General features: G+C 70.9%; 22 protein-coding genes. 20 read left to right on the forward strand and 2 right to left on the reverse strand.

The window, feature by feature from the left end; all coding sequences use genetic code 11:
- The first annotated feature begins 32 nt into the window (after positions 1-32).
- Positions 33-1,682: an MDR family MFS transporter gene (locus tag AMYBE_RS0135965; protein WP_020664238.1), complete on the forward strand. Its 1,650-nt coding sequence runs from the start codon at positions 33-35 to the stop codon at positions 1,680-1,682.
- 60 nt (positions 1,683-1,742) lie between these two features.
- Here the strand turns inward: AMYBE_RS0135965 and AMYBE_RS0135970 are convergent, their stop codons facing one another.
- Positions 1,743-2,261, reverse strand: a complete 519-nt coding sequence (locus AMYBE_RS0135970) for an inorganic diphosphatase (protein ID WP_020664239.1) — start codon at positions 2,259-2,261, stop codon at positions 1,743-1,745.
- A gap of 174 nt (positions 2,262-2,435) precedes the next feature.
- Here AMYBE_RS0135970 and dacB point away from each other — a divergent pair, with 174 nt between their 5' ends.
- The 13 genes from dacB (at position 2,436) to folK (ending at position 16,954) form a co-directional block, all read left to right on the forward strand.
- A complete protein-coding gene (dacB, locus tag AMYBE_RS46500; RefSeq protein WP_020664240.1) occupies positions 2,436-5,537 on the forward strand; it encodes a D-alanyl-D-alanine carboxypeptidase/D-alanyl-D-alanine endopeptidase in 3,102 nt (1,033 codons plus the stop codon).
- 133 nt (positions 5,538-5,670) lie between these two features.
- Positions 5,671-6,687 carry a zinc-dependent metalloprotease gene (locus AMYBE_RS0135980; protein WP_034287540.1) on the forward strand — a complete coding sequence of 339 codons (1,017 nt, stop codon included), beginning with the start codon at positions 5,671-5,673 and terminating at the stop codon, positions 6,685-6,687.
- Between the two features lie 53 nt (positions 6,688-6,740).
- Positions 6,741-7,655, forward strand: a complete 915-nt coding sequence (gene tilS, locus AMYBE_RS0135985; protein WP_211227045.1) for a tRNA lysidine(34) synthetase TilS — start codon at positions 6,741-6,743, stop codon at positions 7,653-7,655.
- A gap of 3 nt (positions 7,656-7,658) precedes the next feature.
- The gene (hpt, locus tag AMYBE_RS0135990) at positions 7,659-8,213 is read left to right on the forward strand and encodes a hypoxanthine phosphoribosyltransferase (protein ID WP_020664243.1); all 555 of its coding nucleotides are present in this window, start codon (positions 7,659-7,661) and stop codon (positions 8,211-8,213) included.
- 173 nt (positions 8,214-8,386) lie between these two features.
- Positions 8,387-8,755 carry a hypothetical protein gene (locus AMYBE_RS0135995; protein WP_020664244.1) on the forward strand — a complete coding sequence of 123 codons (369 nt, stop codon included), beginning with the start codon at positions 8,387-8,389 and terminating at the stop codon, positions 8,753-8,755.
- 167 nt (positions 8,756-8,922) lie between these two features.
- On the forward strand, positions 8,923-10,221 hold the full coding sequence (locus AMYBE_RS0136000) for a hypothetical protein (RefSeq protein WP_020664246.1): 1,299 nt from the start codon (positions 8,923-8,925) through the stop codon (positions 10,219-10,221).
- An 84-nt stretch (positions 10,222-10,305) separates the two neighbouring features.
- Positions 10,306-11,109, forward strand: coding sequence for an ESX secretion-associated protein EspG (locus AMYBE_RS0136005; protein ID WP_020664247.1), 804 nt, complete (start codon positions 10,306-10,308; stop codon positions 11,107-11,109).
- 151 nt (positions 11,110-11,260) lie between these two features.
- On the forward strand, positions 11,261-12,082 hold the full coding sequence (locus AMYBE_RS0136010) for an ESX secretion-associated protein EspG (protein WP_020664248.1): 822 nt from the start codon (positions 11,261-11,263) through the stop codon (positions 12,080-12,082).
- A gap of 204 nt (positions 12,083-12,286) precedes the next feature.
- Positions 12,287-14,692 (forward strand): ATP-dependent zinc metalloprotease FtsH, encoded by a 2,406-nt coding sequence (ftsH, locus tag AMYBE_RS0136015; protein WP_020664249.1) that lies wholly within the window; start codon positions 12,287-12,289, stop codon positions 14,690-14,692.
- Positions 14,664-15,278 (forward strand): GTP cyclohydrolase I FolE, encoded by a 615-nt coding sequence (gene folE / locus AMYBE_RS0136020; protein WP_020664250.1) that lies wholly within the window; start codon positions 14,664-14,666, stop codon positions 15,276-15,278. The genes ftsH and folE overlap by 29 nt, the downstream gene beginning before the upstream one ends.
- Positions 15,279-15,304: 26 nt before the next feature.
- A complete protein-coding gene (gene folP / locus AMYBE_RS0136025; protein ID WP_020664251.1) occupies positions 15,305-16,111 on the forward strand; it encodes a dihydropteroate synthase in 807 nt (268 codons plus the stop codon).
- Positions 16,104-16,463, forward strand: coding sequence for a dihydroneopterin aldolase (gene folB, locus AMYBE_RS0136030; RefSeq protein WP_020664252.1), 360 nt, complete (start codon positions 16,104-16,106; stop codon positions 16,461-16,463). Before folP ends, folB begins: the two co-directional genes overlap by 8 nt.
- Positions 16,460-16,954, forward strand: coding sequence for a 2-amino-4-hydroxy-6-hydroxymethyldihydropteridine diphosphokinase (folK, locus tag AMYBE_RS0136035; RefSeq protein ID WP_020664253.1), 495 nt, complete (start codon positions 16,460-16,462; stop codon positions 16,952-16,954). Before folB ends, folK begins: the two co-directional genes overlap by 4 nt.
- An 80-nt stretch (positions 16,955-17,034) precedes the next feature.
- On the opposite strand, the gene AMYBE_RS0136040 is transcribed toward folK, so the two are convergent.
- Complete coding sequence (locus AMYBE_RS0136040) at positions 17,035-17,979, reverse strand: helix-turn-helix domain-containing protein (protein WP_020664254.1); 945 nt, start codon at positions 17,977-17,979, stop codon at positions 17,035-17,037.
- Between the two features lie 89 nt (positions 17,980-18,068).
- Between AMYBE_RS0136040 and AMYBE_RS0136045 the strand changes: the two genes are divergently transcribed.
- From AMYBE_RS0136045 to panD, 6 genes are all read left to right on the forward strand, one after another.
- A complete protein-coding gene (locus AMYBE_RS0136045) occupies positions 18,069-18,518 on the forward strand; it encodes a DUF3180 domain-containing protein (RefSeq protein ID WP_020664255.1) in 450 nt (149 codons plus the stop codon).
- Positions 18,519-18,587: 69 nt separating this feature from the next.
- On the forward strand, positions 18,588-20,675 hold the full coding sequence (locus AMYBE_RS0136050) for a DUF6779 domain-containing protein (RefSeq protein WP_020664256.1): 2,088 nt from the start codon (positions 18,588-18,590) through the stop codon (positions 20,673-20,675).
- 327 nt (positions 20,676-21,002) lie between these two features.
- Positions 21,003-22,109: a PrsW family intramembrane metalloprotease gene (locus tag AMYBE_RS0136055; RefSeq protein WP_027928383.1), complete on the forward strand. Its 1,107-nt coding sequence runs from the start codon at positions 21,003-21,005 to the stop codon at positions 22,107-22,109.
- 208 nt (positions 22,110-22,317) lie between these two features.
- Positions 22,318-23,271 carry a Rossmann-like and DUF2520 domain-containing protein gene (locus tag AMYBE_RS0136060; RefSeq protein ID WP_425386966.1) on the forward strand — a complete coding sequence of 318 codons (954 nt, stop codon included), beginning with the start codon at positions 22,318-22,320 and terminating at the stop codon, positions 23,269-23,271.
- Positions 23,268-24,176, forward strand: a complete 909-nt coding sequence (gene panC / locus AMYBE_RS0136065) for a pantoate--beta-alanine ligase (RefSeq protein WP_020664259.1) — start codon at positions 23,268-23,270, stop codon at positions 24,174-24,176. Before AMYBE_RS0136060 ends, panC begins: the two co-directional genes overlap by 4 nt.
- 12 nt (positions 24,177-24,188) lie before the next feature.
- Positions 24,189-24,683, forward strand: coding sequence for an aspartate 1-decarboxylase (panD, locus tag AMYBE_RS0136070; RefSeq protein WP_020664260.1), 495 nt, complete (start codon positions 24,189-24,191; stop codon positions 24,681-24,683).
- The last annotated feature ends 27 nt before the right edge of the window (positions 24,684-24,710 follow it).

The raw sequence follows: 24,710 nt of genomic DNA on the forward strand, positions 1-24,710 counted from the left end.
AAGCAACTACTCCGGCACTGAGGGAGACCACCATGAGCGACACCGCCACCGCGGAAGGGGGCGCCACCACGAACGGACGGCTTTCACACCGGCAGATCCTCACTGTTCTGTCCGGACTGATGCTCGGCATGTTCCTGGCGGCCCTCGACCAGACCATCGTGTCCTCGGCGATGAAGACCATCGCCGACGAACTGCACGGACAGAGCCTGCAAGCCTGGGCCACCACCGCCTACCTGATCACCGCGACGCTTTCCACGCCGCTGTACGGCAAGCTGTCCGACCTCTTCGGCCGCAAGCCGATGTACCTGACCGCGATCTCGCTGTTCCTCGCCGGTTCGCTGGCGAGCGCGATGGCCGGATCCATGTACGAACTGGCCGCGTTCCGCGCGTTCCAGGGCCTCGGCGCAGGCGGTTTGATGTCGCTCGCGCTGGCGATCATCACCGACATCACCTCGCCCCGGGAGCGCAGCCGTTACCAGGGGTACTTCATGGCCGTGTTCGGCGTCTCGAGCGTCGCCGGCCCGGTCGTCGGCGGATTCTTCGCCGGCCTCGACTCGTTCGCCGGCCTCACCGGCTGGCGCTGGGTGTTCATGGTGAACGTGCCGATCGCGCTCGCCGCGCTGGTCGTGGTGAGCAAGGTGCTGAACCTCCCGCACACCCGGGTGGACCAGAAGGTCGACTTCCTCGGCGCCGGAGCGCTGACGCTGGGCTTGGTGCCGCTGCTGCTGGTCGCCGAGCAGGGTCGGGGATGGGGCTGGGGTTCGCCCGCGTCGCTGGCGATGTACCTGGTCGGCGCGCTCGGCGTGGCCCTGTTCATCCTGCAGGAACGCCGGATGGGCGACGCCGCCCTGCTGCCGCTGCGGCTGTTCCGCAACGGGGTTTTCCGGGTGTCGACGATGGTGACCGTGATCCAGGGCATCGGGATGTTCGGCGCGATGATGTCGCTGCCGCTGTACCTGCAGATCGTCAAGGGCGCGACGCCGACCCAGGCCGGGCTGCAGATGCTGCCGCTCACCCTCGGGATCATGGTCGCGAGCCTCGGCAGCGGACGGATCATCGCCCGCACCGGCCGGTACAAGGGCTTCGCGGTCGCCGGACTCGGCCTGATGGCCGCGGCGGTGTACTCGTTCTCGATGATCGGCGTGGACACCGCGCTCGGCGTGGTCATGGCCATCGCGTTCGTGCTCGGACTGGGCCTCGGCTCGACCATGCAGACGCTGACCCTGGCCGCCACGAACGACGTCTCGCCCCGGGACATCGGGGTCGCGACCTCGTCGGTCACGTTCTTCCGGCAGATCGGCGGCACGGCGGGCACCGCGGTGTTCCTGTCGATCCTGTTCAGCACGGTCGGCGACCGGATCGCTTCGGCGGTGCGCTCGGCGATGGCTTCGCCGGCCTACGTCGCGGCGCTGGCACAGCACCCGGAGTTCGCGCGGCAGATGGCAGGCGGCGGGCTCGACGTGAACGACACCTCGTTCCTGTCGAAGCTCGACCCGGTGCTGGCCCGGCCCATCCTGGAGGGTTTCTCCAGCTCGATGAGCACGGTGTTCCTGATCGGCGGCGCGGTGCTGACCGTCGGGTTCGCCCTGGTCTGGCTGCTGCGGGAGAAGCCGCTGTCGGACAAGTCGGCGATGCAGCAGCGCGCCGAGCAGGAAGCGAGCGAGCTGGCGCTGGCCGGCTGACCCCGGAATAGCCAAAGGGCCGTCCACCTCGCAGGTGGACGGCCCTTTTTTCGCGATGCGTCAGTGGTGCGCTTCGCCGTTGATCTCTTCCTTGGCGAGGCGGTCCGTCTCGCGCTCGTAGGAGCGGGCGATCTCGGCCTCGGCCTCGGCGCGGCTCACCCAGGACGAGCCCTCGACGCTCTTGCCCGGCTCGAGGTCCTTGTACACCTCGAAGAAGTGCTGGATCTCCAGCTTGTGGAACTCGTTCAGGTGGTGGATGTCCCGCAGGTGCTCAAGGCGCGGGTCGTTCGTCGGAACGGCGAGGACCTTGTCGTCCGGGCCCTTCTCGTCGGTCATCCGGAACATGCCGATCGCGCGGCAGCGGATCAGGCAGCCCGGGAACGTCGGCTCCTGGACGAGCACGAGCACGTCGAGCGGGTCGCCGTCCTGGCCGAGCGTGTCGTCGATGAAGCCGTAGTCGGCCGGGTACTGGGTCGCCGTGAACAGGGTCCGGTCGAGCTTGATCCGACCGGTCTTGTGGTCGACCTCGTACTTGTTGCGCTCCCCCTTGGGGATTTCGATCGTGACGTCGAATTCCACGGCCGCCCTCGCTGCTTCTCGAATACTCGGTTGTCCCCGCGCTCGCGGGCGGCAACCGTAATGACCTCGTTGACGTCACTAGTGTGGACTACGCCCCGTCGGCCGGTCGCGCCGATGTCGGCCAGACGGCATGTGACCTTGGCCCCTTCGGGGGCGGGTGAGAAGGAGTAGTGGGTGCCGGACAACGATCAGCCAACGTGGCCGACCGGGGACGAGGACACCTCGTCGTCCGGGGACCGGGCGACGACCCGCCTGCCCCTGCCCAAGCGCGACGCGGGGGCCACCGCGCAGCTTTCGGTGCCAAATGTCACACCGGGCGACGGGCCCGGATCCTGGTTCCGGCCGAGTGTCCCGGCGGAGCGGGTGCCCGGCCTGAACGCCCCGGCGGAACCTCGTGATCCGGATGTTTCGGGCACTCCGGATTCCGCACCGGCCCAGCCGAAGCCATCGGCGCCGTGGGTACCGGTGGAGGGCCCGACCCAGTTCGTGACCGGCGTGCCGCGACCGGGTGCCGCGGACTCGGAGGCGACGGTCCAGGCGGCCTCCGTCGAAGGGGACGCGGAGAAGACCGTGCAGGCTGGCCCGAGGGGCCGTGCTGGATCGGCTGGCGGGCCTTCGTGGGCAGCGGACACGGCTACGGCGGCAGGGGCGGTCGGGCCGGATGCGGCCAAGTCCGAGCCGGCGAAGCCGGTCTGGGCACCGGACTCGGCCAAGGCGGCTGCCGCTGCCGAGGGGACGGCCGAGCAGACCGTACGGGCCCAGTCGACGGGCGCGGCCCAGCCGCAGCAGAGCGGTCCGGCGTCGTCCGGTTCGGCGCAGGTGGGCGATCGTGCGGGTCAGCCCCCGGCTCCACAGCAGTCTTCGCCCGCGTGGCAGCCGGTGCGGAAACCGGGCAACTCGTTGTTCGACCCAGCCGGCGCAGCCGGTTCCGGCGAGGAACCCGGGCGGAAGCCGTTCCAGTCGGTGCCGCCCGCCGAGGCCACCGCCTCGCAGGAGTTCTCCGCGTTCCACGACGAGACCCCAGGGACCGGCGAAAACAACCAGGGCTGGGCCGCGTTCCGCCCGGCCGTCGCGCACGACCAGCAGAGCGACGAGCCGCCGAAGGAGGGCTGGACGGCGTTCCGCAGCGAGCCCGACGCGGCCGAATCGGCTTCCGGCACGGCGTCTGGTGCTGGTCAGCGTCCTTCCGGCAACCAGCCCGGCTCCAGCGCTGGTCAGCGCCCGGCTGGCAGCGAGCTCCCCGGCTCGTCCCGGACCGATTCGCCCAGCGAAAACCGCGCCGCATTCGCAAGCGCCGCCGGGTCCGCCGCGGCCGAACCGGCCTGGCCCGACGCCGAGGAGGAAGGTCGCGGCCGCCCTGGCGAGCAGAACCAGCCCGGCGTCCGATCCGGGGGGCAACCCGGTGCCGCTCAGCCCGGCGTCGAGAGCGCCGCTCAACCCGGCAGTGCCGCCTCCGGCCATTCCGGCGCTTCCGAGGCCGAGCCGTGGTCGCAGCGGATCGAGATCCCGGTCCGTCCCGGCCTGCCCGAGCCCGCGCCGGGCACTGTCCCGCCCGCCGGCTCCGGCGCGGTCCGGCCGATGCGGATCGATCCCTCCGGCGGCCAGTCGCCGGCGGAGGCGACCATCGGCATCCCGCGTCCGGCGGGCTGGCCGGCTTCGGCGCAGTCGCTGTCCGAGGCGACCGTCGGGTTCCCCCGTCCGCCCGAAGGGTTCCCTCGCGCCGACGAGCCGTACTCCGACTCCGCCCAGCGGCCGCAGAGCGCTGAGCAGCGGCTGAACCCTGAGCCGTCCGCCAGCCCGGCGGTGATCCCGCCGCAGGCCACCGGCGACGAAACGCCGCCCGAACCGCCGGTCGGGGCCACTCCGGCGGCTGGCGGCGGCGAGAAGAAGCCGCGCCGGAAGGTGCTGGTGCTCTCGCTCGTCGTGTTGCTCGTGCTGGCTGCCGCCGGGGGTGCTTCGGCAGTGCCCGCGGTCGCCAACAAGCTCGGTCTGCCGTGGGCGCCGAACGCGCCGAAGGGCAGCGACCCGGAACCCGCCGAAGCGACACTCGCCCTGCACGGCCCGGACACTTCCGGACCAGGCGCGTCGGCGAGCGGGGTCTCCTCGGCGCTCTCCGGGCCGGCCGGTGCGGGAGCGCTCGCACAGCTCAGCGGCAGCGTGATCGACCCGTCGACCGGCACCGTGCTGTGGGACCACTCGTCCAACACGCCGCTGACCCCGGCATCGACCACGAAAATCCTCACCGTCTCCGCCGCCCTGCTGGCGATGGATCCGACCAAACGGCTGACCACCAAGATCGTTCAGGGCGCGCAGCCGGGCACCGTCGTTCTCGTCGGCGGCGGAGACCCGACGCTGACCGCGTTGCCGGTCGGCACCGATTCCCCGCTGTACCCGGGCGCGGCGCACATCGACGACCTGGTCAACCAGGTCAAGAAGGCCGGCGGCGACATCAAGAAGGTCCAGGTCGACGTCAGCGCCTACAGCGGTCCGGTCACCGCCCCGGGCTGGGAACCGGGCGACGCCCCGTCGCTGTACGGGGCGCCGATCGTGCCGGTGATGGCCGACGGCGGCCGCGGCAACCCGAAGGCCGACGAGACCATGCGCGCCAGCAACCCGGCGACCGCGGTCACCCAGCTCGTCGCGGACAAGCTCGGCGCGACCTCCGGCGGCGTCGGCAAGGCACCGGACGGCGCGAAAGTGCTCGGCGAAGTGCAGTCGGCACCGCTGCCGGACCTCGCCTACGCGCTGCTGCAGATCTCCGACAACGTGCTCGCCGACGCGCTCGGCCGTCAGGTCGCCATCGCCACCGGTGGTGACCCGTCGTTCGCCGGCGCGTCCGCCGCGGTGAAGAAGGTGTTGGCAGACCACGGTTTCGACGTCAACGGACTGCAGCTGTTCGACACCAGCGGACTGTCCAATCAGAACAAGGTCCCGGCCCGGCTGCTGGCGCAGGTGCTCGCCGCCGCGGCGGGTCCGGACGGCAAGGACCCGAACACGCCGAAGCTGCGTCCGCTGCTGGCTGGGCTGCCGGTCGCGGGCAGCCCGATCGGCACGCTGTCCGGCCGCTACCAATCGGGACCGACCCAGGCGGGCAAGGGCTGGGTGCGAGCCAAAACCGGCACGCTCACCGGGGTCAACACGCTCGCCGGCTACGTGCTCGACAGCGACAACCGGGTGCTCGCGTTCGCGTTCATGTCCAACGGCTCGGACAAGAATTCCGGGCAGGCGGCGCTCGACGCGCTGGCTACCGCGTTGCGGGGCTGCGGCTGCAAATGACCCGCGCGGGCGACCCGAGCCGGCCCGGTACTGAGCCGACTCGCTGAACCCGTCTGGTTGAGCGGTACGCAACCCTCGACCGGCAGGTAGCGTCGGAGGGGTGAGCCAGGAAATCGACACCCCCCGGCGGCCGATGGTCGACTGGGACCGCGCGGCCGCCACCGGCGCGATGCTGGTGCGCGGCGGCCCGCAGATCGCCCGCGGCGAGGCTGACCGCGCGGTGGTCGACCTGCGGGAGCTGACCGCCGAGGCGGAGGAGCACGTCCGCGAGCTGACCGGGCTCGGCCGGGATCTGCCGCTGCTGCCCGGCACGGTGGTGGACCGGCCGGGCTGGGTCCGGTCCGCGGCGTCCGGCCTCGGCGTTCTCACCGGACGGGCGCTGCCCGCGGCTCAGGCCGGTCCGCTCGGGCCGATCCTGGCGTCCGGCGCGGGCGTGCAGACCGGCGTGGTGCTGGCGTTCCTCGCCTCCCGGGTGCTCGGCCAGTACGACCCGTTCGGCGGCAGCGAGAACCAGGGCGAGCTGCTGCTCGTCGCGCCGAACGTGGTGGCTGCCGAACGTGCGATGAAGGTGCCCGCCCGCGATTTCCGGCTGTGGGTCTGCCTGCACGAGTGCACGCACCGGCTGCAGTTCACCGCGGTGCCGTGGCTGCGCGACTACTTCGCGGACGAGGTGGAGCGGCTGGTGTCCGGTCTCGCGGACAGTTCCGCGGACGGTCTGGCCGAGCTGGTCGGCCGGCTGCCCGATGCGCTGCGCCAGCGAGGCAAGGGAGCCGGCATCGCGGAGTTGTTGCAGTCGCCCAAGGAACGCCGGGTGTTCGACCGGCTGCTGGCGTTGTCCACGCTGCTGGAAGGGCACGCGGACTACGTGATGGACGCGGTCGGCCCGCAGGTCGTGCCCAGCGTCGAGCAGATCCGCGCCCGGTTCACCGCCAGGCGCCAAGGCGGCGGTCTTTTCGACCGGATCCTGCGCGCCGTGCTGGGCCTCGACGCGAAGATCCGCCAGTACGAAGAAGGCGCGAAGTTCACCCGGCACGTGGTGGAAGCGGTCGGCATGGACGGGTTCAACAAGGTCTGGCGTTCGCCGAACACGCTGCCGACTCGCGCCGAGATCGCGGACCCCGCGTCCTGGGTGCGGCGCTTGCACGGGTGAGCGCGCTCGCCGCGGTCCGCACAGCGGTCCGTGATTTCCTCTCGACGGCCGCGATGCCCGGCGAAGTGTGCGTCGCAGTTTCAGGCGGTGCAGATTCTCTCGCGCTGGCTGAGGCGACGGCGTACGTCCTTCGGCACAGTGACGTCCGGACGCGCGCTCTCGTCGTCGACCATGGCCTGCAAGCCGCTTCAGCAGCCGTCGCGGCCGAAGCGGCGACAGTTGCGAAGGGTCTCGGCATTGACGTGACCGAGGTGCACGCAGTGCACGTCAGTGGCAAAGGCGGTCCCGAAGCCGCTGCGCGCGCTGCTAGGTATCACGCGCTGCGCGAAGCACTGCCGCACGGTGAAGGGCTCGTACTGCTCGGCCACACCCAGGACGACCAAGCCGAGACCGTGCTGCTCGGGCTCGGACGGGGCTCTGGGCCACGGTCGCTGGCTGGAATGCGTCCGCACGATCCGCCGTGGGGCCGTCCCCTGCTCGGCATCACGCGGGCACAGACCCTGCAAGCGTGCGCAGAGCTTGGTGTCGAGCCGTGGCACGACCCGCACAACGCCGATCCGCGCTTCACGCGTGTGCGGCTACGCAGTGAAGCGTTGCCGTTGCTGGAAGACGTTTTGTCGGGCGGTGTCTCCGCAGCGCTCGCGCGCACGGCGGCTCAGCTGCGCGAGGACACCGAGGCGTTGGACACACTCGCCGCACGGGTGTACGAGCGCGCGAGATGCGAAGACGAACTCGATGTGGCCGTGCTCGCGGCGGAGCCCGCTGCCCTGCGCAGGCGGGTTCTCCGCAGGTGGCTGCTGGACTCCGGGGTCCGCGAGCTGACCGACGCGCATCTGCGTTCGGCCGACGCGCTAGTGGCCCGCTGGCGCGGCCAAGGCGGAGTCTGGCTGCCGGGCAACTTGGAGGCTCGACGGCGGCGTGGCAGGCTTTCGCTTGCCGGACCCGAACCCACCACCCGAGGGGAATGACCCGTGTACGAGGGCGAGATCGCCTCCGTGCTCATCACCGAGCAGCAGATCAATGACAAGATCGCGGAGCTGGCGGCGAAAATCGCTGCCGACCACCCGGAAAACGGCCGAGGCGACCTCCTCCTGGTCGGCGTGCTGAAGGGCGCGGTCATGTTCATGACCGACTTCGCCCGTGCGCTTCCGGTGCCCACCCAGCTGGAGTTCATGGCCGTGTCCTCGTACGGGTCGTCGACCTCGTCGTCGGGGGTGGTGCGGATCCTGAAGGACCTGGATCGCGACATCGCCGGCCGGGACGTGCTGATCGTCGAGGACATCGTCGACTCCGGGCTCACCCTGTCGTGGCTGCTGAAGAACCTGGCGAGCCGGAACCCGGCCTCGCTCGAGGTCGTCTCGCTGCTGCGCAAGCCGGAAGCGTCGAAGGTCGAGGTGCCGGTCAAGTACATCGGCTTCGATATTCCCAACGAATTCGTAGTCGGCTACGGCCTGGACTACGCGGAGCGTTACCGGGACCTGCCCTACATCGGCACCCTGGACCCGCACGTCTACACCTCCGGTTAGCCCGGTTGGCCCGCTTCGCCGGCCGTCCGGCGAAGCGGGGGAACCCGGATGCGGCAAATCGCGTCATAGGTCTCGACCAGGTGCGTTAACCTATGCGAAGACCTGATTGCCATGCGGACGGGTGACTCGGCCAAGGTGCGGGCCGCTCGCGCGGGGGAACGGAGAGAGGGCAGATGGGCAACAGCAGCTCGGCGGATGCCGCGGCGTTCAAGAACGCCGCTGTCAGCGGCCAGGTCGGGATCGATCCCGACGCGGCGCAGACCGTGCTGAAGAAGATCCGGACCGGCCGGGACGCGATCGAGGCTCTCCTGAACAGCGCGGGCACGCTCGCGCAGCCGCCGAAGCTGGGCGCGAACCCGGTCGGCCAGGCGATCGCGACCAAGTTCGTGCAGCGTGCCGACGGCGGCGGCGACTCGTACTCCTCCGCTCTGCAGAACCTGCTCGGCCAGTACCAGGCCGCGGAGGAGGGCATCGTCGCGGCGATGGCCCGCTACCACGAGATCGACCAGTCCGCGGGTGACCCGTTCCGCAACAAGGCCTGACGTCCTAGGGGGATAAGCAAGTCATGGCACCGAACTACGACACCTCCGCTTCGGGCGGATCGGGTTACGGCAGCTCCGCCCCGACGGGCAGCACCACGCCGGGCGCCACGCCGGCCACCGGGGGGTACAGCTCGGCCTCGCTGCCCGCGCCGGGCTCGACCGTCGCGATGGGCCCGAACTCGGCCACCGACAGCATCGTCAACTCCGCGCGCAACAGCGCCGGCGGCTTCGAGATGGGCGGCGACCGCGCGATCGGCAACCCGCCGAACTGGCAGTCGCAGGAAAGCCAGCAGCTCTACCGGGGCGCGACGACCGACAACGAGCCCGCCACCGCCGAGGCGACCGGCCAGGCGTGGAAGAAGCACGGGACCGAGCTGAAGCAGGCGTCCAACGACCTGTACAACGCGATCACCGAGCTGGGCAACGTCTGGGTCGGCCAGGGTGCGGCGAGCGCGCAGGGCGCGCTGGTCGCGATCGCCAACTCGGGCACCCAGGCGTCCGACGCCGCGCACACGATGGCCGACCGGATGGCCCGGCAGGCCGCCGCGGCCGCCGAGGTCAAGAAGATGCCGGCCCCGCGTGACTACGACCCGAAGCAGGCCATGTCGGCCGCCCTCGCGGGCGGTCCGGCCGCGCTGGCCGCGGACCAGAAGGCGCAGGCGGACGCGGCGAACGACGTGAAGGCGCAGCAGGTCGCGTTCTTCAACGCCTACACCCAGGCGATGAGCGAGGTGGACAGCTCCACCCCGAGCTTCGGCCCGGACTCGCTCGGCATGAAGCCGACCGCGACGCACTTCAACGGCAACTCGTTCAACAGCGTCAACAACATCGGGCACACCGACGCTCCCGGCGCGCTCGGCGCCCCGGGCAGCTTCGGCACGGTCGGCGCGCACGGCGCGGCGGGTGCTGGCTTCGGCACGCCGGGTGCCACCGGTTCGCACGTCAGCGCGGACTCGGGCACCTACCAGGCGGCCGGCTTCGAAGGCGGCAGCCTCGGTGCTGGCGCGGGAGTCGGCTCCGCTGCGGCTCCGGCTCCGATCGCTCCGGCTCCCGCGCCTTCGGGCGGCAGCGGCGTCGGGTCCGCGCTCGGCCTCAGCACGCTCGGCGCGGGTGCCGGGTTCGCCGCGGGCAAGCTGGGCGAGGGCAACCGCAGCGGCTCGCGCAAGGACGAGGAAGGCAAGACCTCCGCGTCGTCCGAGCACCAGGGGCAGAGCGCCGCGTCGGCGATTCCGCAGCAGCCGCAGGGCATCGTCCCGGCCGGCGGCACCATCGGCCAGGCACAGGGCGGCATGAGCCCGATGGGCGGCGGCATGGGCATGGGCGGCGCGCACGGGGCGGCCGGCGAGCAGGAGCAGGAACACACGCACGCTTCGTTCCTGATCGAGCCGGACCCGGACGACGCGTTCGGTGCCAACGAGGCCACCCCGCCGCCGGTCATCGGCGCGTGGTCGGACGACGAGAACTGACGGCATTGCACCCGGGCGCGTGGCCAGACCGGCCACGCGCCCGCGGGCGTCCTGCGAACAACTCGGGGTAAAGGGGCTGGTTCGATGCCGAACGCGGAGCTGCTCGCGCCAATCGAGGCGGACTTCTTGTGGGAGTCGGCCGGGATGGGCGAGCTGCCGTATCCGCTGCGGATCCGTTCGCACGGCGCGACGCTGGACGAACGCTCGTCGCTGCGCGCCCGCACGCTCGGCGCGCTGGCCGACCGCGGGCTCGCCGACGACCGCGGCCGCCCCGCACCGCACGTCGAGGACTACTTCGGCATTCTCGCTTCGCCGGACGTCAGCCTGGACACCGTCCAGCTGCTCGACCCGAACGGCGAGCCGCTGCTCGCGGTCGCCGGCAGCGCGAACGGCCGGGCCCTGTTCGCCGTGCAGGACCAGCGCGGCCTGCACCTGCACCCGTGCGCGCCGGACGGGCTCGCCACGGCGATCGTCTCGCTGCTGCCGGGTGCCCCGCGAGGCACCGAGAAGTCCATCACCGTGCCGCTGGAGCAGCTGGTCGGCGCTTCCGGCGTTGACTTCATGCAGCGCCGCGGCAACCAGGTCGACGCCTCCGGGCGGGCCAGCGTGGACGAGGACCGCAAGGCGCTCGCCCGGCTGCACGCCCAGCAGCGGCTGCGCGGCGGCCAGATCGGCGCGAACGCCCGCAACCGGCTCGGCGGCCGCAGCCGCTCGACCGTGCTGAGCTGGTTCGACACCGAGACCGGCCGCTATTTCACGCAGGCGAGCCAGGGCCACGACGGCCGCGACTGGATCACCATCGCCCCGGCCGACCCGGCGACCCTGCGCCACCGGCTCGGCGAGATGCTGGCCAGCGTCTCCGACCAAACCAGCGCAGGCGCGTTCTGAGCGCCCCAATGCCACATTGGGTGCATCCGACGCACCGAATGCCACATTGGGTGCGTGAGATGCACCCAATGCCACATTGGGGCTCTTGAACACTGCGGCTCCGGCGCTACGCTGGGTCGGACACCGAATACCGGAGGGTGAGCAGCACCGGATGCACCAAGAGTTCTTCTCCCCGCTGGCCTTCGACTTCCTGTGGGAGTCGGCTGAACTGGGCGAGCTGCCCTACCCGCTGCGCGTGCGGTCGCACGGCGCGACCGAGGACGAGCGCGTATCGCTGCGGCACCGCGTCGACGCCGAGCTGAAGGCGCGCGGCATCCGGGATTCCCGTGGCCGGCTCGACCCCGACATCGAGGACTGGCTGACGCTGCTCGCGCGCGCCCCGCACTCGATCGACGCGCTGCACATCCCGCAGTTCGAGCACCCGCCGGTGGCGCTGCTCGCGGCCGGCGACGAGCGGACCGGAGTGGTCGCCATCCAGGACGCCGACGGCATCTGGCTGCGCGAGGTCGCGCCGGACGCGCTCGTCTCCGCGATCGTCGAACTGCTGCCGGGCGGGCCGCGCGGCAGTGAGGCGTCGGTCACGCTTCCCCTGGACGAGGCGCTGCACACGCCGCCGATCCGGGTCCCGGTCGCCGCGGGCGGCGGCGAGTCCGAGGAAAAGAGCGGTCGTCGGCCGAGACGTCAGTCACTCAGCGAGCGCGCGAACGTCGACCCGCGGGAGACCTACGGGCTCATCGCGGGCCAGCCGCGGCTGCGCGGCGGTCAGCTGGCAGCGAACAGCCGCTCGCAGCTCGGCACCCGGCAGCGGTCGCGGGTCCTGGGCTGGTTCGACACCGCCACCGGACGGTATCTGAGCTTGTCACGGCCCGGTTCGGACGGCCGCGAATGGGTCACCGTCGCGCCCGCCGACCCGGCGACGCTGCGCAGCAGGCTGGGTGAAATGGTGGCTTCGGTGGCGGTCGACACCCGCTAGCCCGGCAACCGGTCGGCCAAGACCGGGAACCCTCGCGCGGGATTGGCCGTTGACCTGCGAGAGGCTCACCAGGCTTCTCCGCCCGCCCGGACGGTACCCTGGTGGGACGGGCGCCCCAGGCGTCCACGGTTGTCAAGATCGCGATGGCGGGTATCACAGGAGCCGCCCAACCAGGGAGGGTCGAGGCCGCAAGGGCCGAGTCGTATGAACCGGAAGAGCGTGCTCAGGAACCCACTGCTGTGGATCGTCGCGGGGTTGCTGGCGTTGTTCGCCTACAACACGATCTTCGACAGCAATCGTGGCTACACCCAGGCTCCTATCTCGACGGCGATGAACCAGGTCGCCCAGAACCACGTCAAGGAAGCCAGCCTCGAGGACAAGGAGCAGCAGCTCAAGCTGCAGCTCACGTCCAAGATCGACGTCGACGGCGTCCAGACCGACCAGATCATCGCGCAGTTCCCCGCGAATGCCTCGCAGGAGATCTACGACAAGCTGATCGCCGCGAAGGCCGACGGGCAGCCCGTCAAGTTCACCACCAAGGTCACCCAGCAGAGCCTGCTGACCCAGATCCTGATCTTCGCGATCCCGCTGGCGCTGGTGCTCGGCCTGCTGATGTGGATGATGAACAACGCCCAGGGCGGCGGGAACCGCGTCCTCAACTTCGGCAAGTCGAAGGCGAAGCAGCTCAACAAGGACATGCCGAAGACGACCTTCGGCGACGTCGCGGGCGCTGACGAGGCCGTCGAAGAGCTGTACGAGATCAAGGACTTCCTGCAGAACCCGGCGCGCTACCAGGCACTCGGCGCGAAGATCCCGAAGGGCGTTCTGCTCTACGGGCCGCCCGGTACCGGCAAGACGCTGCTCGCGCGAGCCGTCGCGGGCGAGGCGGGCGTGCCGTTCTACACGATCTCCGGTTCGGACTTCGTCGAGATGTTCGTCGGTGTCGGTGCCTCGCGCGTCCGCGATCTGTTCGAGCAGGCCAAGCAGAACGCGCCGTGCATCATCTTCGTGGACGAGATCGACGCGGTCGGCCGCCAGCGCGGCGCCGGCCTCGGCGGCGGCCACGACGAGCGCGAGCAGACGCTGAACCAGCTGCTGGTCGAGATGGACGGCTTCGACGCCCGCGGCGGCATCATCCTCATCGCGGCCACCAACCGGCCGGACATCCTCGACCCGGCGCTGCTGCGCCCGGGCCGGTTCGACCGGCAGATCCCGGTGTCCGCGCCGGACCTGCTCGGCCGCAAGGCGATCCTCGAGGTGCACGCCAAGGGCAAGCCGATCGCGCAGGGCACCGACCTGACCGGGCTGGCCAAGCGCACCGTCGGCATGTCCGGTGCGGACCTGGCCAACGTGCTGAACGAAGCCGCGCTGCTGACCGCTCGCGAGAACGGGCACGTGATCACCGACGTCGCGCTCGAGGAATCGGTCGACCGCGTGGTCGGCGGCCCGGCGCGCAAGAGCCGGATCATTTCCGAGAAGGAAAAGAAGATCACCGCCTACCACGAGGGCGGGCACGCGCTCGCCGCGTGGGCGATGCCGGACATCGAACCGGTGTACAAGCTGACCATCCTGCCGCGCGGCCGGACCGGCGGGCACGCCCTGCTGGTGCCGGAAGACGACAAGCAGCTGATGACCCGGTCGGAGATGATCGGACGGCTGGTGTTCGCGATGGGCGGCCGCACGGCCGAGGAACTCGTGTTCCACGAGCCGACCACCGGCGCGTCGTCGGACATCGAGCAGGCGACGAAGATCGCCCGCGCGATGGTCACCGAGTACGGCATGAGCGCGCGCCTCGGCGCGGTGAAGTACGGCCAGGAGCAGGGCGACCCGTTCCTCGGCCGGTCCGCCGGACGGCAGGCCGACTACTCGCTCGAGGTGGCGCACGAGATCGACGAGGAGGTGCGCAAGCTCATCGAGACCGCGCACACCGAGGCGTGGCACGTGCTGAACACCTACCGCGACGTGCTCGACAACCTGGTCATCGAGCTCCTGGAGAAGGAGACGCTGCAGCGCAAGGACCTCGAGCGGATCTTCGCGACCGTCGAGAAGCGCCCGCACATCACTGTCTTCAACGAGTTCGGCGAGCGCACCCCGTCGGACAAGCCGCCGATCAAGACCCCGGGCGAGCTGGCGATGGAGCGCGGCGAGCCGTGGCCGCCGCCGGAGAAGGCGAAGCCCGTCCTGCAGGCCGCTCCGGCTCCGGCTCCGGCTCCGGTGGGCACCATGCCCGGCTCGGGCGAGCTTCCGGCCGCCCCGGCCTACCCGGTGCCGGACCCGAACGCCAACCCGTACGCCCCGCCGCAGGCCAACGGCGGCCGTCCGGCTCCCGGGCCGAACGGAACCGGTCGCTGGCCCCAGCCGTATGGTGGGCAGCAGCCGGGCGGTCCGGCGGGCGGCTACCAGCCCGGTGGCCCGGGCGGTGCGCAGAGCGGTCCGCCGAACTACGGGGCGCCTCCGGGCTGGACCCCGGCGACGTCCCCGGGCGGCCAGCCGTGGCGCCCCGCCGAAGACCGTCCGCGTGAGCAGGGCTGGTTCGCCGACGGCGCGAACGGCCAGCAGCCGGACGAGGGGCAGCATCGGCGTGACGTCGACGGACAAGACAAGCAGTAAAGACGGCTTCCGCCCGGTCTTCGATCAGGACCGGGCGGAGCGCGCGATCCGCGAGCTGCTGCTCGCCTGCGGTGAGGACCCGGATCGGGACGGTCTCCAGGACACCCCGGCCCGGGTCGCTCGCGCTTACCGGGAAATGTTCGCCGGCCTCTACCTCGATCCGGACGAGGTGCTGGCGCGGACGTTCGACGAATCGCACGAGGAGCTCGTGCTGGTCACGGACATCCCGATGTACTCGACCTGCGAGCATCACCTGCTGAGCTTCCACGGTGTCGCTCATGTCGGCTATATCCCGAACGGCGACGGCAAGGTCACCGGGCTTTCCAAGCTCGCCCGGCTCGTCGACCTCTATGCCAAGCGCCCGCAGGTGCAGGAGCGGCTCACCTCGCAGATCGCCGACGCGCTGGTGCGCAAGCTGGAGCCGCGCGGCGCCATCGTCGTGATCGAGGCCGAGCACCTGTGCATGTCGGTGCGCGGCATCCGCAAGCCCGGTTCGCGGACCACCACGTCGGCGGTGCGCGGGCTGCTGCGCTCGTCGGCGACGTCGCGTGCCGAGGCGATCGAACTGATCCGGGGGCGCCGGTGATTCCCCGGCCCGGCCGGTGCGCCGTGATGGGTGTGCTGAACGTGACGCCGGATTCGTTCTCCGACGGAGGCCGTTATCTCGACCTCGACCAAGCGCTGGAACACGCGCGCGAGATGTGGCATCGCGGCGCGGACCTGATCGACGTCGGTGGTGAGTCGACGCGGCCGGGGGCGTCCCGGGTGGACGCGGAGACCGAGGCCGCGCGGGTGTTGCCGGTGATCCGGCAGCTGGCGTCCGAGGGCATGGTGCTGTCGGTCGACACCACGCGGGCCGAGGTCGCGGAAGCCGCGGTGGCGGCCGGCGCGCGGGTGATCAACGACGTGTCCGGCGGGCTCGCCGATCCGGCGATGGGCCGGGTCGCCGCGGAGACCAAGGTGCCGTGGGTGCTGATGCATTGGCGCGGGCACAGCAAGGACATGAACGCACTGGCCACCTATACCGACGTGGTCGGCGAAGTGCGCGACGAGCTGCTGAAGCAGGTGGACGCGGCGATCGCGGCCGGTGTCGCGGAGAGCGAGATCGTGCTCGACCCGGGTCTGGGGTTCGCGAAGCACGCCGAGCACGACTGGGCATTGCTGCATGGGCTGGACCCGCTGCTGGCGCTGGGCTTCCCGGTGCTGGTGGGGGCGTCGCGCAAGCGGTTCCTCGGTCGGCTGCTGGCCGGGAAAGACGGTACCCCGCGGCCGCCGGACGGCAGGGAGATCGCGACTGCGGCGGTTTCGGCACTGGCTGCCGCGGCCGGCGCGTGGGGCGTGCGGGTGCACGAGGTCGGGGCTTCGCTGGACGCAGTGGCGGTAGCCGCGGCATGGAAACGGGGACGGGCCGATGGCTGACCGCATTACGCTCACCGGACTGCGCGTGTTCGGCCGGCACGGCGTGTTCGAGCACGAGAAGCGCGACGGGCAGGATTTCGTCGTCGACCTCGTGGCGTGGCTCGACCTCGGACCGGCCGCCGCGTCGGACGACCTCACGAAGACGCTGCACTATGGCGAACTGGCCGAGCTGGCGGCGGGGATCGTGGCGGGGGAGCCGTACGACCTGATCGAGAGCGTCGCCGGGAAGATCGCCGACGAAGTCATGCGCGACGACCGGCTCACCGCCGTCGAGGTGACGGTGCACAAGCCGTCCGCGCCTATCCCGCTGACGTTCGACGACGTCGCGGTTACGGTCCGGCGGGAACGGTGAGCCGCGCGGTCCTGTCGCTGGGCTCCAACCTCGGGGATCGCTTGGCTTACCTGCGCGGCGCGGTCGACGCGGTGCGGCCGGCGCTGGTCGCGGTTTCCGGGGTGTACGAGACGAAGGCGTGGGGGGTCGAGGACCAGCCGGACTTCCTGAACGCGCTGTGCATCGTGGACGACCCGGCACGGGACCACTGGGCGTGGCTGCGCGCCGGTCAGGCGGCCGAGCAGGCGGCCGGGCGGCTGCGTGAGCTGCGCTGGGGGCCGCGGACTCTCGATGTCGACGTGGTGACCGTGCAGGGTGTGCGGTCCGACGATCCGGAGCTGCTGCTGCCGCATCCGGGCACCCCGGAGCGGGCGAGCGTGCTGATCCCGTGGCTGGAGATCGACCCGGACGCCGAGGTGCCCGGGCACGGCCGGGCCGCGGACCTGCTGGCCCGGCTGCCGGAGAGCGACCGGGCGGGCGTGGTGCTGCGGCCGGAGCTGACCTTGGCCTGAGCCAGGCTTTGTCGTCCGCGAAGGGGACATTGAGGGAGCCGGACTTCCTCAATGTTCCCTTCGCGGAATGGAAGACGCGGTTACGCGGTCCGCAGCGCGGCCAGCAGGAACTGTATCTCCTCCTGGGTGCTCGGGATCGGCGGCCAGCCGTTGATGGTCGCCAGCAACTGCCAGTACCGCTCCGCACGCGGGTCCGCGCCCGCTCCGATCGTTTCGGCCAGCTGGGTGCGGAACGCCGGGTCGGCCGGGTCCTGGTCCGGCCGGGCCGAGGCGGTCGCGACCCGGTCGGCGAGCACCCGGCCGGACGGGGCGTCCGGAGTCGCGCCCGCGTCAAGCGCCGTGCGCGCTTCGGCGATCCATTCGAACCAGCTCTGCTGCTGCGCCTTCGTCGGTTGTTCGTACTCCCCGGCGGCGCGAGACTCGGCCTGGCGCTGGCTCATGGCCCGGATGAGCTGCCGGAAATCCTGGTCCCGGACGAGTTCGGCGAACTCGAGCCAAGCCTCCAGCTGTTCCGGAGACGGATCGTCTGGAAGATCCGGTTTCGCGGACCGCATCCTGGTGTAGAACTCGGTGTCGACGTCGAGTCCTTCGACCATCTCGTCCCAGAACTCGTCGACCAGCTGGCGCCGTTCCTCGTCGGACATCTGCGCGAGGTGATTCATCAGTTTCATTTCCTCCAGCTCGGAATCCCGTTTCAGCACCGCGCGCAGTACCGCGCGGCGCAGCCGCAGCTTCCGGATCTGCTCGTCCAGCGCGTCGACGTGGCTGGTGGCCAGCTCGTGCATGGTTGTCTCGCGCGACAGGGCGCGGGACACGTCGGGCAGGCCGACGCCGAGTTCGCGCAGGGTCCGGACCAGCTCCAGCCGGGCGAGCGCGTGCGCGTCGTAGAGCCGGTAGCCGGCACTGGTCCGCTGCGTCGGCGGAAGCAGGCCCTCGTCGGAGTAGAACCGGATGGTCTTCACCGGCAGCCCGGTGCGCCGGGACAGTTCGCCGATGGTGAAGACCGTGCCAGGCATGTCCGTCATCGTGGAGTCTCCAGTCACTGGAGAGTCAAGAGTGCCAGGGCGGAGGCGCGGCCGCCTGGCCGGTGCGGCCTGCTCGGTAGGCTGGCCGCATGCATTTCACGCGGTCCCGGGACCTGGTCGTAGCCGCGATCCTGGGCCTCGCGGTGGTCTACGTGCTGTTCCAGTTCGCCTACGGCAACCTCCCGCGGCTGCCGTTGCTGGCGGGGGCCACCTTCGCGGTGCTCGCCGCGGTCGAGGCGGGCCTGGCGTTCTCGGTCCGGTCCCGGGTTCGGGCCGGCCGGGTGCGCAGTGCGGTCGGGATCGCGCGCATGGTGGCGCTGGCCAAGGCTTCGTCGTTGGCCGGGGCCTTCCTCGGCGGCGGCTGGATCGCGGCGTTCGCCTATGTTTTCCCTCGACGTGACGAACTCGTTGCCGCGGTCTCCGACACTCGGTCCGCGGTCGTCGGCGCGGTGTCCTCGGCCCTGCTCGTAGCTGCCGGTTTGTGGCTGGAGCACTGTTGTCGGACGCCACCGGAGAACCATCGGGGGACGACCGGTTAACGCTTCGATGGCACCGCTCGAAGTACCGACTGGGTCTCATTCGGATCACTGGAAGGTACGGTGTCAGGCATGACTGGCGTGGGTGACGACTCGCACGGCCGCCGCCCTGGCAGGCCGTGGCTTGTCGTCGGATTGCTCCTCGCTGTCGGCGCCACCGTGGTTTTGGTGCTCAGCGACGACCTCCGGTACCTCCGGCTCGGCATCGTCGCGGCGCTCTGGGCTGCCCTGATCGGCGCCTTCCTCGCTGTTCGCGCCCGCAAGAACGCGGCGCACAGCGAGGAAGCGGTCGCCGAGGCGCAGGCGGTGTACGAACTGGAACTGGAACGCGAGATCGCGGCCCGGCGGGAGTTCGAACTCGAACTGGAGAGCGAAGCGCGCGAGGCCGCGCAGGCACAGTCGCGCGAAGAACTGGATGCGTTGCGTGCCGAAGTGGCTGCGCTGCGCGAAAGCTTGCAGTCGCTGTTCGGTGGCGAGGTGCTCCTGGAACGCGTTGCGCTCACCGCGCAGGCGACCCGGATGCGTGCGTTGAACGACGAGCAGCGGCTCGTTTCCGCGGGCTCGGAAACCAAGAACGGCAACGGGAAGAAGCCGGCGCAGCTGCTGGCCTCGAACAAGCAGGTGGTCGAGGTCGCCGAGCGGCCGACCGAATTGATGGACCGGGTGTTCGACTCGGCGCCGGCGGAGCAGCGGCGGGCACCAGCCAACGGGTCCGGGGGCACTGGTTCCGCCGGTGCGAACGGGTCGATCAGCGCTGGGCTCAACGGTTTCGACGCGAGCGGTGAACGGCAGACGCCGGCGCGCGGCCCGCACATGCCGCGGCTCAAGCCGAAACGGCCGGAGCCGGAGTCGCGTCCGGTGCCGGACACGCGGCCGCCGAAGTTCGCGGACGAGCTGGAATCGGGCGACAGCGGCGAATTCGTCGTGCCGGAGCGGGCCCCGCGAGGACGGGCGAATCTGGCGGATGCCTTCGGTTCGCGCGGCGGTCGCGCCGCGGAGCCAGGCGAGAGCCGATCGAATGTCGCCGACGCGTTCGCCTCGCGCAGTGAGGTGGCGCGCGAGTCGCGCAACGGTGCGGCGGATTCCCGTGGCGGGGAAGGGTTCGCGCGCAACGGAAGTGCCGGGCATGGGCCGAATGGCGCAGCCGGGCGCGGCGATGAGCGTAATGCGCCGGTGCGTGGTGCGGGCGACCGTGGTCCGCGCGACGCGGCGTATGCCGCCGCTGGCGACACCGGGGCCTACGACGTCCAGGAAGCGTTCGACGAGGACGACGAGCCGATTGATGCGGAGCCGCTGACACGCGGGCGGGACGGTTCGCGCGGTCCGGCAGGGAATCCGTTTGGCCGGGATGCTGCGCCGTCGAAGCCGCGGCCGCTGCCCCGGGAGGCGCGGGCCGACGGGCAGACCAAGCCGGTGCCGCGGCGGCCGCAGAACGAGGCCCCGGAGCCAGTTCAGCGGGGTAGGGCGGATTCCCAGCCGACGCGGACTGTCGCGCCGGTGAGCAGGCCGGAGCCGGTGCCTGCGGCTGCCCAGGAAGAGCAGCCGCGGCCCGCGCCGCGGTTGGCCGCTCGGCCGGCGGTTTCTCGGGCGGAGAGTCCCGGGTCGTCGGGTTCGGCGTTCGAGGCTACGAAGATTTCCCGGCCGGTTGAGCCGGCGGCCGGACGGCGGCATGCGGAGCCGGTCGCACCGGAGAAGGAAGTCAATGCTGAGCCGGCCACTCGGGCACCGTCTCGGCTGGAGCAGTTCTCCCGGTCGGATTTGTCGCCGTTGGCGGCGGAGACGCCCACTGGGCGCCATGGCGCTCCGGGCGGGGACGTCAATCCGACGTTGCCGGAGTCGGTCCGGAGCACGGCGAACAGCGGGGCGGGCGGGCGCCGGCGGCGGGCTGACGAGGCCGCGTCGACGGGTGCCGCGCCGGCTCCGGCTGGTGGCGGGCGGCGGCGTCGGCCGGAAGGCGAGCCGCCTGCTTGGGAGGCTTCCGCGGCTTCGCCGTCGGATGCTGGCTCGGCTGACGAGGGATCGGCGCATGGGCGGCGCGCGGTGGAGGCGGAGCCGGCCTCTGGCGGGAGCCATGCCGCCGGGCGGTCGGTGACCGAGTTGCTCGCGGCCAACGGAAAGAGCGAGGGGAGCCCTCGGCGGCGGCGTCGGGCTGAGGACTAGCGCGGCTTTCGGCCGGTGGTTGGGCTGAGGGCTGGTGCGGTTTGCGGTGGCGTGGCTGGGCTGAGGACAGCGCGCCCCTTCGTGGCGGCGTCGTTCCCGTGGCGGCGAAGCCGGATTGTGTCTGCGTTCAGATTTCCTGCCCGGCCGCATTGGCAACCAGCCAGCAAGCCCTCGGACGTCCACGCGAACTGGCTGCGCAGAGGGCTGAACCCCGTGCGTCGTCAGGCGTTGTCGGCGACGTCTGCGTAGGGTGACCGCGTGAACGGCACCATCCCTGCTGCTTCGACGGGTTCGGCGGGCCCGGTCGCACGGTCTCGGCATGTCACCGTGTTGTTGCCGGTGCTCGGGTTGATCGTGGTGGCGTTGTGCGGGCTTTTCCTCTTCGGGCTGGCCACCGCGCGGGTCGGATGGCTCGCCGTCGCCATTGGCGTTGTCGCGGCATTGGTGCCCGTCGCCGTGGTGGTCGCCGGGTTTCTCTGGGTGGACCGGTGGGAGCCGGAACCGGCCAAGCTGCTTCTGACCGCGTTCGCGTGGGGTGCTTGCATCGCGACCGTCACCGCGTTGCTGATCAATACCGGCGCGGAGGCGTTCGGGGATCTTCTTCTCGGCGGCGGCAACGGCAGCAAGGTCAGTGCCCTGGTATCCGCGCCGTTGGTCGAAGAAGCAGCCAAGGGCGTCTTCGTTCTCTTGATCTTTTGGCGGCGGCGCGAGGAATTCGACGGGATCGTCGACGGCGTCGTCTACGCGGGCTTCTCGGCCGCTGGGTTCGCCTTCACCGAGAACATCTACTACTTCGGCCGGGCGTTCGCGGATCACGGCTTCGGCAACGGCACCAGCAGTGGTGTCCTCGCCGCTTTTCTCATGCGCGGAGTGCTTTCGCCGTTCACGCACCCTTTGTTCACCGTGCTGACCGGCATCGGCTTCGGCATCGCCGCGCGCGCGAGTCAGCGCTGGTTGCGCGTTCTCGCGCCGATGGTCGGCTATGCCGCGGCTGTCTGCCTGCACGCGCTGTGGAACGGCGCGGCGACGCTCAACGGCGGGAAATCCTTCCTCACCCTGTATTTTCTCGTGATTCTCCCGCTGCTGATCGCGGCGATCTACCTGATCGTGCTGCAGCGCCGCAGAGAGCAGCGGATCGTCGCCGCCGCGTTGCCCCGGATGGCCGCTGCTCGGTGGATCGCGCCGGCCGAGATCGACTTGCTGGCAAGCTTGTCCGGGCGGCGGGCGTGGCGGAAGCAGGCCCGCAAGGAATCCGGCCGGGCGGCCGCGCGAGCGGTCGGCCGATATCAGGCGAGCGTGACCGAACTCGCATTCCTCCGCCGCACTCGGCTGCGCACCGAGCAGGACCGGCAGCGCCAAGCCGAATTGCTGCAGGCACTGCGGGACGCGCGGGCCGATGCGGTGCGATTGGCCAACAGCGGCGACAGTCGGTGAACATTCCCCGTCCGGGGTAGCTCGTCCGTGGCAAAAACGGCGTTCCACCGGGGGATCCGAGGCTGCTCGATCCCGGCGCGGGAGAACCCGAATAAGGTACGGGCGCGATTGGACGACCCGGGTGAAGCTGGTCACCCAGGTGCCGCGATCCCGCCGGGTCGGGGCTACTCTCGCGCCGTCGTCTGGTACCCGCGCCCACAGAGCGGGACTGGAACGAGCACTAGGAGTTTCGAGCCATGAGCGTCCACAGGCGCACGCCATGAACCGACCAGCCCGCCTCGCCGTGGGCGTCGTTTCCGCTGGCCGGGTGGGCAGCGTCCTCGGTGCCGCGCTGGCGCGGGCCGGGCACACTGTCGTTGCCGCATCCGGATTGTCCGCTGCCTCGCTGAACCGCGCCGAGCGGCTGCTGCCCGGGGTTCCGTTGCTGCCGCCCGACGAGGTCGTGCGGCGAGCCGATCTCGTGTTGCTCGCGTTGCCGGACGACGCGCTGGCGGGCACGGTCCGCGGTCTCGTCGCGACGGGATCCGTCCGCGCGGGCCAGATCGTCGTGCACACCTCGGGCGCGCACGGCATCGACGTGCTGGCGCCGGTCGCCGAAATCGGCGCGCTGCCGCTCGCGTTGCATCCGGTGCTCACCTTCACCGGCCGCGAGGAAGACCTGGAACGCCTTGCCTCGGCGAGCATCGGCGTCACCGCCGCTCCGGACGACGAAGCGGCCTGGAATGTCGGCGAAGCGCTCGCGGTCGAGATGGGCGCCGAGCCGGTGCGCGTCCCGGAATCCGCGCGTGCGCTGTATCACGCGGCCCTCGCGCACGGCGCGAATCACCTGATGACGCTCGTCGCGGACTGCACGGAAACCCTGCGCGACGCCGGAATCGGACATCCGGAACGACTCGCCGCGCCGCTGCTTTCGGCGGCATTGGACAATGTTCTCCGCCACGGGGACCGCGCCCTCACCGGACCGGTCCCGCGTGGTGATCTCGGCACCGTCCGCAAGCACCTCGACGTGCTCTCGGACCGGGCGCCGCAGATCGTCCCGGCCTACCGGGCGCTGGCCCGGCGCACGGCCGAGCTGTCCCGTGCCGCCGGTCTGCTGGACCCCGCGGCCGCGGGCGAACTGACCGATCTTCTCGCCGACCCCGCCGAAGGACAAACCCCGTGACGACACCGAAATTCCAGCGCGGAACGCTCAACACGTTCCAGCCGCCCGAGCACATCAGCCAGGTGAGCCGGGCGCTGCGCAGCGTCGGCCGGAAGATCGCGCTGGTGCCTACCATGGGCGCGCTGCACGACGGGCACCGCGAACTGCTGCGCCGGGCCAAGCGGCTGCCGAACACCGTCGTCGCCGCGTCGATCTTCGTGAACCCGTTGCAGTTCGGCGAGGGCGAGGACTTCGAGGCGTACCCGCGGCAGCTCGAAGCCGATTTGTCGACGCTGTCCGAGGCCGGGGTCGAGCTGGCGTTCACGCCGAAGGCGTCCGACCTGATCGACGAGAACGCCGTGATCACGCTGAACCCCGGTCCGCTCGGCGACCAGCTCGAAGGAGCCGCCCGGCCCGGGCACTTCTCCGGGATGCTCACCATCGTCGCGAAGCTGCTCAACGTGGTCCGCCCGGACTACGCGTTCTTCGGGGAGAAGGACTACCAGCAGCTGGTGCTGATCAAGCGGATGGTGAAGGACCTGAACATCGACACCCGCATCATCGGGGTGCCGACGGTGCGCGAACGGGACGGCCTCGCGCTGTCCTCGCGCAACGTCTACCTGACGCCGGAACAGCGCGAAGACGCGGTTGTGCTCTCCGCCGCGCTGTCGGCGGGGGCGCACGTCGGACGGGACGGGGCGGAGGCCGTGCTGGACCTGGCGCGGAAGACGCTCGCGGCCCGGCCGCAGGTGAAAGTGGATTATCTGGAATTGAGGGGAACCGATCTCGGGCCGGCGCCCGTCGACGGTGAGGCACGGTTGCTGATCGCTGCCCGGGTGGGGAGTACCCGGCTGATCGACAACGTGGGAGTGCTGCTCGGAAAAGCCGTGGAGCATCCGAGCGCGGATCCGGACGCAGGGGAATAGGGAGAGTCCACCATGTACCGCACGATGCTGAAGTCGAAGATCCACCGGGCCACCGTGACCCAGGCCGACCTGCACTACGTCGGGTCGGTCACTGTCGACGAGGACCTCATGGACGCCGCCGATCTGCTCGAAGGCGAGCAGGTGTCCATTGTGGACGTCACGAACGGCGCCCGGCTGGAGACCTACGTCATCACCGGCGAGCGCGGCAGCGGCGTGCTCGGCATCAACGGCGCCGCGGCGCACCTGGTGCACCCGGGCGACCTGGTCATCCTCATCGCCTACGGGCAGATGGACGACGCGGAGGCGCGCAGCTACCGGCCGCGAGTGATCTTTGTGGACGATTACAACCGGATCGTCGAACGCGGCACCGACCCGGCGCACGCGCCGGACGGCTCCGGCCTGCTCAGCGGCACGGTCACGCTGCCGGAGGAGGAGACGATCGCCTTCCCGGTGGCCGAAACCGCCGACGCGCGCCGGCTCGACGCGTTGCTGCACGCCGACAACTGACCGACCGCCGGGCGGCGATTCGCGAGC

Source organism: Amycolatopsis benzoatilytica AK 16/65, from assembly GCF_000383915.1.
In the GTDB taxonomy this organism is placed as follows: Bacteria; Actinomycetota; Actinomycetes; order Mycobacteriales; family Pseudonocardiaceae; genus Amycolatopsis; species Amycolatopsis benzoatilytica.